This window comes from Antarcticibacterium flavum, assembly GCF_006159205.1.
Taxonomy (GTDB): Bacteria; Bacteroidota; Bacteroidia; order Flavobacteriales; family Flavobacteriaceae; genus Gillisia; species Gillisia flava.
The window spans coordinates 2,584,171-2,598,360 of record NZ_CP040812.1 but is presented as its reverse complement, the minus strand read 5'-3'; the positions used below and the strand labels follow the sequence as shown (position 1 = coordinate 2,598,360).

At 40.4% G+C, this 14,190-nt stretch carries 8 protein-coding genes; 5 read left to right on the top strand and 3 right to left on the bottom strand.

The window, feature by feature from the left end; translation table 11 throughout:
- Nucleotides 1-51: 51 nt before the first annotated feature.
- Nucleotides 52-2,832, bottom strand: a complete 2,781-nt coding sequence (locus tag FHG64_RS11105) for a 2-oxoglutarate dehydrogenase E1 component (RefSeq protein WP_139066467.1) — start codon at nt 2,830-2,832, stop codon at nt 52-54.
- Nucleotides 2,833-2,943: 111 nt separating this feature from the next.
- Here FHG64_RS11105 and FHG64_RS11100 point away from each other — a divergent pair, with 111 nt between their 5' ends.
- Entirely contained in the window at nt 2,944-3,489 is a 546-nt protein-coding gene (locus tag FHG64_RS11100) for an alpha-ketoglutarate decarboxylase (protein ID WP_139066466.1), read from the top strand.
- Here FHG64_RS11100 and FHG64_RS11095 read toward each other — a convergent pair.
- Nucleotides 3,486-4,460, bottom strand: a complete 975-nt coding sequence (locus FHG64_RS11095) for a polyprenyl synthetase family protein (RefSeq protein ID WP_139066465.1) — start codon at nt 4,458-4,460, stop codon at nt 3,486-3,488. The two genes, FHG64_RS11100 and FHG64_RS11095, sit on opposite strands and share 4 nt — an antisense overlap.
- 130 nt (nt 4,461-4,590) lie before the next feature.
- Between FHG64_RS11095 and FHG64_RS11090 the strand changes: the two genes are divergently transcribed.
- The 4 genes from FHG64_RS11090 to FHG64_RS11075 are packed head-to-tail and all read left to right on the top strand — an operon-like array spanning nt 4,591 to nt 11,246.
- Nucleotides 4,591-5,193, top strand: a complete 603-nt coding sequence (locus tag FHG64_RS11090; RefSeq protein ID WP_139066464.1) for a TetR/AcrR family transcriptional regulator — start codon at nt 4,591-4,593, stop codon at nt 5,191-5,193.
- A 1-nt stretch (nt 5,194) separates the two neighbouring features.
- A complete protein-coding gene (locus tag FHG64_RS11085; RefSeq protein ID WP_139066463.1) occupies nt 5,195-6,562 on the top strand; it encodes a TolC family protein in 1,368 nt (455 codons plus the stop codon).
- An 18-nt stretch (nt 6,563-6,580) separates the two neighbouring features.
- Nucleotides 6,581-7,744: an efflux RND transporter periplasmic adaptor subunit gene (locus FHG64_RS11080; protein ID WP_139066462.1), complete on the top strand. Its 1,164-nt coding sequence runs from the start codon at nt 6,581-6,583 to the stop codon at nt 7,742-7,744.
- A gap of 25 nt (nt 7,745-7,769) precedes the next feature.
- Nucleotides 7,770-11,246, top strand: coding sequence for an efflux RND transporter permease subunit (locus FHG64_RS11075; RefSeq protein WP_139066461.1), 3,477 nt, complete (start codon nt 7,770-7,772; stop codon nt 11,244-11,246).
- Between the two features lie 53 nt (nt 11,247-11,299).
- On the opposite strand, the gene FHG64_RS11070 is transcribed toward FHG64_RS11075, so the two are convergent.
- Nucleotides 11,300-14,122 (bottom strand): leucine-rich repeat domain-containing protein, encoded by a 2,823-nt coding sequence (locus tag FHG64_RS11070; protein WP_139066460.1) that lies wholly within the window; start codon nt 14,120-14,122, stop codon nt 11,300-11,302.
- Nucleotides 14,123-14,190: the final 68 nt, after the last annotated feature.

Below are 14,190 nucleotides of genomic sequence, written 5' to 3'. Positions count from 1 at the left end.
TTATTTAAAAAGCACATTATTCTTAGTTGTTATATTATAATAAGGTTTCTTTTAAACCATTGATTTATCAAAGACGCTTTCCAATACTTTCTCGTGGCGCATTTTAAATCTTACGGCACTACCTGCTGCCGGGGAACCATAGAACCTGCGGCTGCATACCCTAAAGTTCTTGGCTTCCTCAAAATGCAGGAGCATATGACTGTAGGCTCCCATATTTCTTGGCTCTTCCTGTGCCCACACCACATCATCTGCATTCTTATATTTTGCCATTATCTCTTTCATCTCTTCCTTAGGTAGCGGGAAAAGTTGCTCAATACGTACAAGGGCAACATCATCTCTTTCAAGTTTTTCCCTGCGCTCTAAAAGATCGTAGTAGAATTTCCCGGTACAGAACACCAATGTTTTAATCTTATCCACATTTGCCGTTTCATCATCCAGGTATGGCTGGAAAGTACCCTCAGCAAATTCTTCTTTTGTTGAAAGCACACGGGGATGCCTCAATAAGCTCTTTGGGGTAAAGATAATCAAAGGTTTTCTATACTTTACCTTCATTTGACGGCGAAGCAAATGGAACATATTTGCAGGTGTAGTCACATCTGCCACAAACATATTATCTGTTGCACATAACTGGAGGAAACGTTCCATTCTACCGGAGGAATGCTCTGCCCCCTGGCCTTCATACCCATGAGGAAGGAACATCACGAGCCCGTTTTGCAGTTTCCACTTATCCTCTGCAGCACTTATATACTGGTCGATCATAATTTGGGCACCATTGACGAAATCACCAAACTGGGCTTCCCAGATGGTAAGGGTTGTAGGACTGGCCATCGCATAACCGTAATCAAAACCAACAACTCCATATTCACTCAACAGTGAATTATATATTTTAAAATCTCCCTTTTTATCAGGAATATTATTATGAAGAATGATCTCCTCCTCACTATCTTCTACTTTTACAATGGCGTGACGGTGTGAGAAAGTACCTCTCTCTACATCCTGCCCGCTCATTCTTACGCTGTAGCCTTCAGTCATAAGTGAACCATAAGCAAGTAACTCGGCCATCGCCCAATCAAGCTTATTATTTTCAAAATACATGCTATGCCTTCCTTCAATAAGTTTGGCAATTTTACGCATGAACTTTTTACCTTTTGGAAGTTGCGTGATCACCTCTGCTACTTTATCCAGGGTTTCCATAGGAACCGTGGTATCAACAGGTTTGGTCATTTCCTCTTCATCCACATTGTCAAAACCTTCCCATTCATCCTGCATGAAAGGTGTTACTTTGGTCTTTTCAATTTTCCTGGAATCTTCCAAATCCTCCTCAAGGCGTGCTTTATAATCCTCTTCTAGCTTTTGAACGTAATCCTTGTCGATAACTCCTTCCTTCAAAAGTTTTTGAGCATAGATGTCGCGCGGATTTTCATGTTTAGCGATCGCCTTATACAATTTAGGCTGAGTGAATCTTGGCTCATCCCCTTCATTATGCCCATATTTTCTATATCCAAGGAGGTCGATAAAAACATCTCTCTTGAATTGCATTCTAAAGTCAAGGGCAAAAAGCACGGCATGCACCACAGCTTCTGCATCATCTGCATTCACGTGCAGAACTGGAGAAAGAGTCACCTTTCCAACATCTGTACAATAAGTCGAGGAGCGGCCGTCGAGGTAATTGGTTGTAAATCCAATTTGGTTGTTTACCACTATATGAATGGTCCCACCGGTTTGATATCCTTCAAGCTGTGCCATTTGCACAATCTCATATACAAGACCCTGCCCTGCAATTGCGGCATCTCCATGCACTATTATTGGTAGTACAGCAGAGTTATCATGATTGAACCTCTTATCCTGTTTTGCACGGGTTATACCTTCTACCACAGCACCTACTGTTTCCAGGTGAGATGGGTTTGGTGCGAGGTTGATATTTATTTCTTTTCCATTACGGGTCTTCCTGCAACAGGTCCAGCCTAAGTGATACTTAACATCCCCATCAAAAATATCCTGCTCATAATCCTTCCCATCAAATTCACTAAAGATATCCTTGGCGCTCTTTCCAAAGATATTGGTAAGAGTGTTAAGCCTTCCCCTGTGGGCCATTCCCATAATGAATTCCTTTACGCCGGCATCTGCTGCTTTCTCTATAATTGCTTCCAGAGCCGGAATAAGGCTTTCATTCCCCTCCAAAGAGAATCTCTTTTGGCCTACGTATTTTGTATGAAGGAAAGTTTCAAAAGAAACAGCTTCATTTAGTTTTGTCAGGATCAGCTTCTTATCGTCTTCATTGAAGTTAGGCTGATTATCGTTTACGTTAAGTTTATTTTGTATCCAGGAAACCTCTTCAGGTTTTCTAATATACATATACTCCACTCCTATCGACTGGCAATAGATTCTGGCCAAATGGGTAATAATGTCTTTAAGGCTTGCCGGCCCAATACCAATAAGTTCCCCTGCATTGAATACAGTATTCATATCACTTTGTGACAAACCGAAATTCTCCACATCCAGGGTAGGCGTATATTTTCTGCGCTCCCGTACGGGGTTAGTTTGAGTGAATAAATGCCCGCGGGTGCGGTAACCTTCTATAAGTTTAACAACCCTGAATTCCTTTTCAAGGTTCTGTAACTGGGGCTCACAATAATCCTCTCCAACCTCCTGTGAGGAGGCAGCTGCGGTTTGTGAAGATCCATTACTTGAAATGCCATCCTGTCCAAAATCAAATCCCTGGAAAAAAGCCCTCCAGCTGGGTTCGATACTATCGGGGTTTTGTAGGTACTGTTCGTATAGGTCGGCGAAATATCCTGTATGTGCGGCGTTTAGAAATGAGAATTTATCCATAGTTGGAAACTAATGTTTCTTTTAATATAAAACAACGCAAAAATACAATTTTTAGAATTTATAGCTTATAAGATTTATTATATTTATATTTTGCCTTATAAGAACTTTAACATGGAAAACACCTCAATTTTAAAGAAGAAAGCTAATTATTTGATTATTATCCTCTTAATCACGGGAATGCTACCGGCATTTGCACAAATGAGCCCTGGACAAGCCGAAAATGAACAGACTTTCTGGAATGATGTGAGATTTGGGGGTAGTTTGGGGCTATCCTTTGGGAAGGGATTTTTTACCGGTCTACTGGCCCCATCAGCCATTTATGATTTCAACAACACCTTCTCTGCAGGAGCTGGATTGAGTGCTGCTTATGCCTCTCAAAGGAATTTTAATACCAACAGCTTCGGCGGCAGCCTTATAGGTATGCTAAGGCCAATAAGGGGGCTGCAGTTATCGACAGAGTTTGAACAGCTCCACATTACCCGCCGCTATGAACTGGAGGGAGGAAATAGAAAAGACACTTATTGGGTGCCGGCACTTTTCCTGGGAATAGGTTATAATACCGGCCCTATAGTGACAGGAATACGTTATGATGTACTTCACAGCGACAGGAGTTTTTATCGCAATGCCCTTATGCCCTTTGTGAGCGTTTATTTTTAAACCTGCCTCTCCATAAGGGAAGAACCAAATTTTCTAAGCAGTTCCTTTTTGGGAGCAGGCAAATCTATCTTATCTAGCACATCAAATGCCAGTTGGGTATATTTTTCAATTTCCTGCCTGGCAAGTGATGCAGCGCCACTGCTTTCAAAAATACTCTTCACAGCTTCTATCTTACCGCTGTTCTCTGTAGGATCAATAGAATATAAATGCTCCAGCTGGCTGGCTTCTGCAGAACCTGCATTCTCAAGGGCTTTTAGGTATAAAAAGGTTTTCTTATTTTCAATAATATCTCCCCCCGGCTGTTTCCCAAAGGTCTCAGGATCTCCAAATGCATCGAGATAATCATCCTGCAATTGAAATGCTATTCCAAGTAGCCTTCCGTATTCGTAAACCGCTGTTTTGCATTGAGGTGTCGTCTCTGCAATTATGGCTCCCATTTGTAATGATGCACCAACTAATACGGCGGTTTTATATTCTATCATTTTGAGGTAATCATCAATGGTCACATCATCCCGGCTCTCAAAATCAACATCATATTGCTGCCCTTCGCAAACCTGTATTGCTGTCCTGGTGAAAAGCCGGGCCAGTTCCTTAAAGACCGGGCCTTCATAATTTTCAAATAATTGATAAGCATTAATGAGCATAGCATCTCCCGATAATATCCCGGTATTGAGATCCCATTTTTCGTGCACTGTACTTTTCCCTCTTCTCAAAGGAGCATCATCCATTATATCATCATGAACAAGTGAAAAATTGTGAAATACTTCTATAGCAAGAGCCGCATCCAGGGCTTTTGTATAAGGTGCGTCAAAAATCTCTGCAGACATTAAAACCAAAACCGGGCGAAGGCGTTTCCCTCCCAGGTTAAGTATATAGGTAATAGGTTCATAAAGATTGACGGGTTCTTTGGTTACAACTTTCTTATTTAGATAATCCAAAAAAGCCTCACGGTATTGAGCAACTGATAGCATTCGAAGAATTTTGCAGCTAAAATAGGATAATTATAAAATATTTGGATAGTCACGACTGAAGAAAAATTTTAGGAAACTTTACTAGTTTTTAAAGTTTCCTATTGTATCTTTGCGCCCTCAGAAAATGAAAATGAAGAAAGAAATAACCTATACTGCCGCCGACCTCTTTTTAAACCTGGGTTTCAAAAGTGTGACAATGGACGATATTGCCAATAAAATGGGTATCTCCAAGAAAACAATTTATGCTCATTTTCCCACAAAATCAAAACTGGTTGAAGCCACCACCTATCACCTGCTGGAAACCATTGACAAAGGGATAGAAGAGATTCGCAAAAAAGATCTTAATCCTATTGCTGAACTGTTTGAGATCAAAAAATTTGTGATGCACCATTTGAAAGATGAAAAATCTTCTCCACAATTTCAGCTCAACAAATATTATCCACGGGTATACGAAGATGTACAAAAACATCACCTTCACACTATGCACTGCAGCATAGCCGATAATCTGGAAAAAGGAATAAACGGAGGATATTACAGGCAATCCATACCAGTTGATTTTATAAGCAAATTTTATTTCGTAGGCATGATGGCCATCAAGAATAATGAGGTTTTTCCTGTTACGAAATACTCCATGAGGGAACTAACAGAAAATTACCTGGAATATCACCTTAGGGCAATCGTAACTCCCAAAGGATTTGAAAAACTGAAGGAATTTTTAACTATTGTAGATTAAAATGAAGAAGTTCTATATAATAATAGGTGTTATATTTTTTACCAGTCAAGTATTTGCGCAGGAGCAGGAGGCACCACAGGCCTATACTTTTTCCCTGGAGGAAGCTATAATTTTTGGTTTGGAAAATAATTACACCTCTCAAATTGCTCAAAAGGAAGTAGAAAAAACTCTAAAACAGCGTTGGGAGATCATTGCACAGGGCTTGCCCCAACTATCGGCAAACGTGGATTATCAAAATTTACTTGAGCGTCCTGTAACCTTGCTTCCCGCTGAACTGGCCGGAGGAGAACCCGGAACTTTTGTACCCGTAAGGTTTGGAACCCAGCACAGCCTGGCCGGCACCGCTACCTGGAATCAATTGATCTTCGATGGTTCTTACATCGTGGGCGTACAATCGGCAAAAACCCTGCTACAAATTTCAAGGAATGCGAAAACCAAAACAGATCTTTCTGTAAAGGAATCGATCATAACTGCTTACGGGAATGTTCTTTTAGCTGAAGAAAGCGTGCAGATCCTTGAAAAGAATGTGGGATCTATTGAAAAGAACTTTACCGATACCCAAAAGATCTTCGAAACGGGTTTTGCTGAAGAAGAGGATGTGGAGCAGCTGGAGATCACTCTCCTGGGATTGCAAAATAACCTTAACCGAAGCAGGCGCATGAGAGACATTTCCTATGAGATGCTCAATTTGACACTTGGCCTGCCAACAGACACACGGCTAACCTTAACTGAGGATCTTGATAGCCTGGCTATGAAGTATTATGACCTAAACCTGCTCACAAAAGAGATCCCTGTAGAAGAGAACATTGACTATCGTATAGCATCAAATAATGCTGAAGCTGCCAGGATCTTTGTGAGACTTGAAAAGGCCAAGGCTCTTCCTTCCATTACAGGATTTTTGAACTATGGGGTGCAGGGTTTTAGCGAGCAATTTACCTTCTTCAATAGCGATCAGGATTATTTTAATCAATCCATCCTTGGGGTAAGTCTTAATATTCCAATATTCAGCAGTGGGTTGCGGGGCGCAAAGACTCAACAAATGAAGATAGAATATGAGCAGGCCCTACTGGAACTTGATGATACAGAAAACAGAATAAGGCTCGAGATCAATTCAGCAAAGAACGATTATGAGTTTAGTCTCGAGAACTATCAAGCACAAAAGAAGAACCTTGCACTGGCAGAGCGTATTGAAAATAAGAACCAGGTAAAATTCTTTGAAGGTATTGCAACAAGTTTTGAGCTAAGTGAAGCACAAAGACAATTATTTGCGGCTCAACAGGATCTTCTTCAATCTATGCTGGAGGTAATTACTACCAAAGCAACCCTGGAGAACCTTCTTGACACCACGAAATATTCCGATAAAAATTAAATCTCATTAAGCATTACTATGAAAAAGTTACTTTATATATCCTTCCTTTCCATCCTGCTTATTTCTTGCGGCAATAGCGAGGAAAACTCTGTAGACGAGGTGATAGCATCCCAGGATCTTGACCAAATAAGGGCTAAGCGGGTTGAATTAAGCAAAGAGCAAAGGGATCTCGCCACAAAGATGGAAAAACTTGATGCCGCTATTAATGACCTGGACCCATCGCTAAGGCTCGCCCTTGTCACTACAGAAATAATAAGGGACACCACCTTCAGGCATTATACCCGGGTGCAGGGAGATGTTGCAACCCGTGAGAATATTATCATTTACCCTGAGTTTTCTGGGGTTCTCACCCGCATATTGGTAAGTGAAGGCGACCGGGTGAACCGCGGGGACCTTTTGGCAACTATAGATGACGGCGGGCTTTCCAGCCAGCTTGCACAATTGGAGGCACAGGCAGCACTTGCCAAGACAACTTATGAGCGACAGCAGAGATTATGGGAACAGAACATTGGCTCTGAGATCCAGTTTTTGGAAGCCCAAACCACCTATCAAAGTGCACAAAATGCTGTAGACCAGTTACGTTCCCAACTAGGGAAAACGCAGGTAAGAGCTCCCTTTAGCGGGGTAATAGATGAAGTGATATCAGATGAAGGCCAGGTGGTAAGCCCCGGGCAAAATCAATTATTCCGGCTTGTAAATCTTAAAAATATGTATGTGCAGGCATCTGTTCCCGAAACTTACCTCAACCAAATACAGGTGGGAAGTGAAGTGATCGTGGAAATTTCAGCAATTGATAAACAATACGAAGGCAAGGTAAGGCAGGTTGGAAATTTTATCAATCCCAACAACCGCACATTCCAAATTGAGGTTTCGTTACCGAATGATGAGGGGATGATCAAGCCAAACCTTATAGCGACAGTAAAACTGAATGATTATACAGCTGAAGATGCTACTGTAATTCCTGAAAGTGCCGTATATAAGAATTCCATGGGTGAAAGTCTCATCTATGTTTTCAAACCTGAAAATGACAGTATTGGTACTGCAGAAAGAGTGATCATTGATACCGGCTATAAACAGGATAACAGGGTCGAAGTACTCGAGGGTATCCAAAGCGGGGATGAAGTGATCGTTGAAGGTGGCCGTAACCTGCGCGACGGGCAACGGGTAAAATTAAGAAACTAAGCAGCAGTTAGCATATAGCCTTACTATGAGTAAAAAAATAGATAAAGAATTTAAAATATCATCCTGGGCAATTGAGAACAGGATGACCGTATACGTGATCATAGCCATTGTACTTGTAGGTGGGCTCATTTCCTACTACAGTATGCCCAGGGAATCCTTTCCCGAGATCATTGAGACCAAGATCTATGTAAGTTCCATCAACCCGGGAAACTCGGCTGAAGATGTTGAGAAATTCATCACAGAGCCTTTAGAACAGGAATTCAATAATGTGGGAGGGGTTAAGGAAATTAGTTCCACCACATTCCAGGATTATTCCATGGTAATAGTGGAGTTTGATGATGATGTGAGTGTTGATGTAGCCCGGCAAAAGATCAAGGATAAGGTAGACCTGGTAAAGGCAGAGACTACCTGGCCTACCCTGGATAACGGCGCAAAGGTAGAACCCAATGTCTTTGATCTTAATCTTTCAGAAGAGCAACCCATCCTCAATATTAATTTGACGGGAGATTTTACTGTACAGCAATTAAAGGAGTATGGGGAATATTTGCAGGATCGTATTGAGATCCTTCCGCAGATTAAAGAAGCCACCATTCGTGGGGCTGAGGAGATGGAGATCGAGATCGCCCTGGATGTCTACAGGATGACCGCCTCCAAGGTGAGCTTTGACGATGTGGTCAACTCTGTTAGCGCAGAGAACAGGACAATTTCCGGAGGAAATATTATCACCAACAACCTCCAGAAGAATATACGCATCATAGGAGAAATAGAAGACCCCGCAGAGCTGGAGAATGTGGTGGTGAAAAGAGAAGACGGTAATATCTTCCTAAGGGATATCGCACAAATAAGGTTCCAGGAAAAAGATGCTACCACTTTTGCCAGGGAATATGGTGATCCTGTGGTGATGCTGGACGTGAAAAAACGTGCCGGCAGTAATATGATCGAGGCGGTAGATGAGATCAAAAAGATCATTGAGGTTGAAAAGGAAACTTACCTGCCAGAAAGCCTGGAAGTATCACTTACTAATGACCAGTCAATTAAAACACAAATCCAGGTAGATGACCTGGTGAACAATATAATTTTTGGAGTGATCCTGGTGGTGGTAGTGCTTATGTTCTTCCTTGGTTTCAGGAACGCCTTATTCGTTGGTTTTGCTATCCCTCTTTCAATGTTCCTTTCTTTTATTATCCTTTCCACCCTTGGAATTACCCTGAACACCATGGTGCTCTTTGCACTGGTAATGGGATTGGGGATGCTTGTGGATAACGGGATTGTTGTGGTAGAGAATGTGTATTCCCTTATGGATCAGGGTATGCCCAGGATTAAAGCAGCCAAACAGGGACTTGGAGAAATTGCCTGGCCTATTATTGCTTCAACTGCCACTACCCTTGCTGCCTTCTTCCCCCTTGGACTGTGGCCGGGAACAATTGGTAAGTTCATGATGATCTTCCCTATGACCCTTTCAATAGTACTTGGATCCTCTTTGTTTGTTGCCCTCATTATTAATTCGATGCTAACCTCGCGTTTCATGCAAACCGAGGAGAAGGAGTTTACAAAGAAAAAACTGGTAAGGCTAAGTGTGATCCTTGCAGGAAGTGGACTGCTGCTGGTAGTGACAGGTTTTATTATAGATGCCGGGGTTTCCCGCGCAATTGGGAATATCCTGCTCTTTGCTGCTATTATGCTTTGGTTCTACAAGTATGTTCTTTCAAAGGGCGTAGATTACTTCCAGTATCGTGCATTAAAGAAACTGGAGAATAACTATGAACGCTTTTTAAAGTTTGCCCTGCGGAAGAAGAAAGCGTACATGTTCTTCTTCGGAACGCTTGGACTGCTTATTTTCTCTTTTGTACTTGTGGGACTGGTACAGCCAAATGTGTTGTTCTTTCCTGAAAATGAACCAAACCAGATCATCACTTACATCGAATTTCCTGAAGGGACTGATATTCACAAAACCAACGAGCTCACCAAACAGGTGGAGCAAAGGATTTTTGAGGTTATAAAGAAATATGAGGATGAAGACGGGTATAATTATATGGTAGAGAGTGCCATCTCCCAGGTTGGACAGGGCGCAGGAAACCCGCAGACCGATGGCGGGCAGCAAAACGATATGCCTCACAAGGGTAAAGTTACCCTCTCGATGAGGGAATTCAGCGAAAGGCGCGGGGTAGCAAGCAGTCATGTGCTTAGCGAAGTTCGGGAAGCGGTAAGGGGTTTCACCGGGGCTTCTATAATAGTAGAAAAAGATGCAGCCGGTCCTCCTTCTGGTTATCCCATTAACATAGAACTTAAAGGAGAAAATTATGATGAAATGTTACTGCAGGCAGAAGGCATTAAAGATTACATAAATAGCCTTGGAATAGCAGGAATTGAAGAATTAAATATTGATGTAAACAAATCTAAACCGGAGCTTGGAATTAAAGTAGACCGTCGAAAGGCAGGGCAGCTGGGCGTATCAACCTCCTCTGTAGGACAAACGCTAAGACGTGCCATATATGGGGAAGAAGTCTCTACATTTAAAGATGGTGATGATGATTATCAAATCAATGTGAGATTTAATGAAGACCTGCGTTATGACCAGATCGCCCTTTTCAATCAACCTGTAACCTTCAGGAACAACCAGGGAGAATTGGTACAGGTGCCTATTTCATCGGTTATTGAAACCCGGGAGACCTCTACTTTTAATTCTATTAAAAGAAAAGACCTGAAGAGGGTTATCACTATTTACTCTAATGTCCTGCAGGATTTTAATGGAAACGAGATTGTGGAGCAATTAAAATCGGCACTAAATAACTATGATCTTCCAAAGGAAATGAGTTTGGAGTTTACAGGGGAACAGGAAAAACAAGCTGAAAATATGAGCTTTTTGCTTAAGGCTTTATTGATCGCTCTTGGCGGAATCCTTTTAATACTGGTCGCGCAATTCAATTCAGTTTCCAAACCGGCTATTATATTAATGGCGGTGGTACTAAGCTTAGCGGGTGTATTCCTGGGACTGGTAATTTTCCAGATGGACTTTATCATTATAATGACAATGATGGGGATCATTTCCCTCGCGGGGATCGTGGTGAACAATGCGATCGTACTCATTGATTACACCCAGCTCCTGGTAGACAGGAAAAAAGCTGAGTTGGGATATGAGGACCATGAGCTCCTTACAAGAGAAGAATATTTTGAAGCCATCGTAGCCGGTGGAAAATCAAGGTTAAGACCTGTACTATTGACCGCCATCACTACGGTATTGGGATTGATTCCACTTGCAGTAGGTTTAAACATTGATTTCTTCGGACTCTTTATAGATTATGCTCCCAATATTAAAATTGGAGGAGATAACGTGATCTTCTGGGGCCCGCTGGCCTGGACCGTTATTTTCGGATTGATCTTCGCTACTTTTCTTACACTTATTGTTGTACCGGTAATGTTCTACCTGGTGAATAGGATGAAAGTGAATGTTCGCAATAAACGAACTGCGAGAAAGCGCCTTAAAAGCATAAAACAGGTATAATATAAATGACTTTTTAATAACAAAAACCCCGGCCAAGAGACCCGGGGTTTTTGCTATTTTTTATTCTCCATGGCTTTCGTTAGTTCCTTTATTCTGTTGATTTTTATTTTTTCCATATTATTTAGGTCCAGCCAGCTATAAATAAGTTCAAAGCTCCATGAGGAAATTTGGGTTTCAGTTATCTGGACCTCATGTCTAAAACTTTGCAGCTCAGATTCTTTCGCTTTATCCTGAAGTATTTTTAAAACCTGTTCCAAATATCTTAAAAGGAGTTGCTTATCCTTCTGTTGAATTTGCTCTTTCTTAAGGTAATCGAGATAATCCTGGGCTGCAGGAAGATCTTCCTTGATTATGTAAAGCTCCAGAAGACTTAATTGATATCCAAAATCTACCTGTCCTGCTTCAAGATTATGTTGAATATATTTTTTATAAAATTTCTCTCCCTCTGAAAAATAATCTGCAGCCAAAGAATCTTCCTCTATTGCCCTTGCCAGTAACGCTGCCTCTGCCCAATCCCCAGAGTTAAACCTTTGGGATACATAAGCGAGACCTTTAATTGCCGCCAGGGTATCACCTACGGCCAGGTGCGCCTTTGCCCTGTTCCGAAAGTTCGGATGTATAAAATTTAATACATAAGGGCCACGGGCGGTATCTCGTTCAATGGCCCTATCGTAATATTTAATGGCCTTTTCAAAATTCCCAGCATTGGCTAAAGTTTCGGCATAATCACTTGCACGTATTCTGGAATCTGTAAATTGAGCATCAACTTCAAAGGCGTGCTCAAAAAACTCTAACCGTTTACTCCGGTCCTTCTTATTATAACCAATATTCAATAAGGCTTCTGCAATACCTTCATTGGCCGGTAAGTCACTCCTGTCAATAAATCCGGCTTCATAGAATGCAATGATCAATTGCTCTTTCCTGGAATAATATCTGGATAATTCTCCAATAGGATTATTTGACAGGTCTAAAGTCCTTAGATATGGAGCATTCATTATATTACTGGGTAGAACACTAATTTGATTATTACTCAGGGAAAGAGACTCTACAAGAATATTATCCCACCCTGTTGCTGGAAGGTCATCAATCCCACAATTTTTGAGGTCCACATAATATTCTTTTGACTTTAGATCTTTCAGAATATTAAAGAAAGCCCTCCCATCTATAGGATTATTTTCCAGTCTTATAAATTTCAAATGTTCTAACTGTGAAAAACCTACGGGGAGATATTTTATTCTATTATGTTTTCTCTCGATGCGGGTGGTGTCTTTTACAATTTCTCTCGTTTCAAGATCATAACTACTTATAAAATCATTATAATGATTATTAAAGGAAATTCTTTCAAGGTTCGTTAATTGGCCTATGTTTTTGGGTAATTCTTTTAAATCGTTATTGTCCAGGCGAACTGTTCTTAATCTTGATAAATTACCAAAAGATTTGGGCAACTCCTGTAACAAGTTCTTTGAAAGATCTAAGATTTCTAATGAACTAAGTTTACCAAAGTCCTCCGGTAATTTTTTTAGATCATTTTCCTCCAAATGCACTAGTTCCAAAGCTTTTAAATTTGAAAAACTAGCAGGTAAATACTTTAACAGGTTCCTATGAAGATGAAGCTCCTGCAGGTTTTTTAAGTTACCAATTTCAGCTGGCAACATACCCAAATGATTATGGTTTATGTAAAACTTTGTGAGAGAAGTTAAAGATGATATTTCATCCGGAAGTTTTTCAATCTTATTTCTTTTTAAATTCAACTCCTCAAGATTGACTAGCTCTCCAATTTCCGCTGGTATTTGCTTTAAGCTGGTAAAGTAAATTGAAAGTTCTTTGAGATTATTTAAGTTCTTAATTGCTATATCCAAACTTTGAAAAGTTTCATTATCTGAGATTATTAATTTTTCAAGATTATTTAAGTTATAGACCTGCTGCGGCACCTCAATATCTTCCCCAACACGTTCTAAACGCAAATATTCCAATTTTTCGAAAGAATTAAGGCCGGTGGAGAAATTGGAAGTTTTAGTTCCAAAAACTACCAGATGTTTTAAATTCCTGTTTCCAGATGTATTTCCAAGAAACTCATCCAGATCGTTAATTTCCACATTGCGAAGTTCAAGTCTTTCAATCGAGGTAAATTCTTTAAAAACAGGATAATCCTCTTCCTCTAATTTGAAACTATTAAGGTAGATCTCTTTAAGTTGAGGATTGTTTTTAAATTTCTGCACCTGATCATGGAAATCAGGAAATAGGTCGGCTGAAAGAGCCAGGCTTTTTAGGTTTTTAAGCTCTGAGACCGAGTTTGGAATTCCGGCTCCATATCTTCCAGATAGTGATAAACCTTCCAAAGAAGACAACAAACCTATATTTGCAGCTATCTCTTCATCCTCTCCAAAATTAATTAGTGCAAGATATCTCAGATTCTCCAATTCCCGTAATTGATCGAAAATACCATTGAAATCCCAGCTAAACCTGCCATAGAAATTGATAAAATTAACCCCACTTATTCCACTAAGGTCTTTCGGGAAATCGACTTGAATGGGATCACCAAAAAACTTTATATTTTCCAGCTTCAAATAGAATAAATTGGGAAAGATTGCCAGGTCATTAAACACTTCCTGAAGATCCATATTCTCAGTAAATTCAATAGAAACCCGTTGGATTGCATGGGTATTTATTGAATCTTTGTATAGTTTAAAAGTCTTCGAATCATACTTAAGAATTCTATTTTCATTCCCTTTTATCTCCTGAATATTAGTATCGTATAATTTTTCGGCACCATAAAAACTAAGATATTGAGCATAAAGGTCTAGAAAGCTTTTCTCCTGCGCTTTTATAGGTATGATGAGAAAGAATAAAAAAACGAATATGTAATAATTTCGCATATAAACATTGAACTTGGTCAAGATAGCCAAAATCCTAAAAACAGAAAACCCGGAGCGTTTCAAATGCT

Excerpts from the sequence above, each read along its gene's own strand:
- FHG64_RS11105 (WP_139066467.1), bottom strand. The coding sequence starts at position 2,832 with ATGGATAAATTCTCATTTCTAAACGCCGCACATACAGGATATTTCGCC.
- FHG64_RS11080 (WP_139066462.1), top strand. The coding sequence starts at position 6,581 with ATGAAAAAGTTACTTTATATATCCTTCCTTTCCATCCTGCTTATTTCT.
- FHG64_RS11070 (WP_139066460.1), bottom strand. The coding sequence starts at position 14,122 with ATGCGAAATTATTACATATTCGTTTTTTTATTCTTTCTCATCATACCT.
- FHG64_RS11075 (WP_139066461.1), top strand. The coding sequence starts at position 7,770 with ATGAGTAAAAAAATAGATAAAGAATTTAAAATATCATCCTGGGCAATT.
- FHG64_RS11090 (WP_139066464.1), top strand. The coding sequence starts at position 4,591 with ATGAAGAAAGAAATAACCTATACTGCCGCCGACCTCTTTTTAAACCTG.
- FHG64_RS11085 (WP_139066463.1), top strand. The coding sequence starts at position 5,195 with ATGAAGAAGTTCTATATAATAATAGGTGTTATATTTTTTACCAGTCAA.
- FHG64_RS11100 (WP_139066466.1), top strand. The coding sequence starts at position 2,944 with ATGGAAAACACCTCAATTTTAAAGAAGAAAGCTAATTATTTGATTATT.
- FHG64_RS11095 (WP_139066465.1), bottom strand. The coding sequence starts at position 4,460 with ATGCTATCAGTTGCTCAATACCGTGAGGCTTTTTTGGATTATCTAAAT.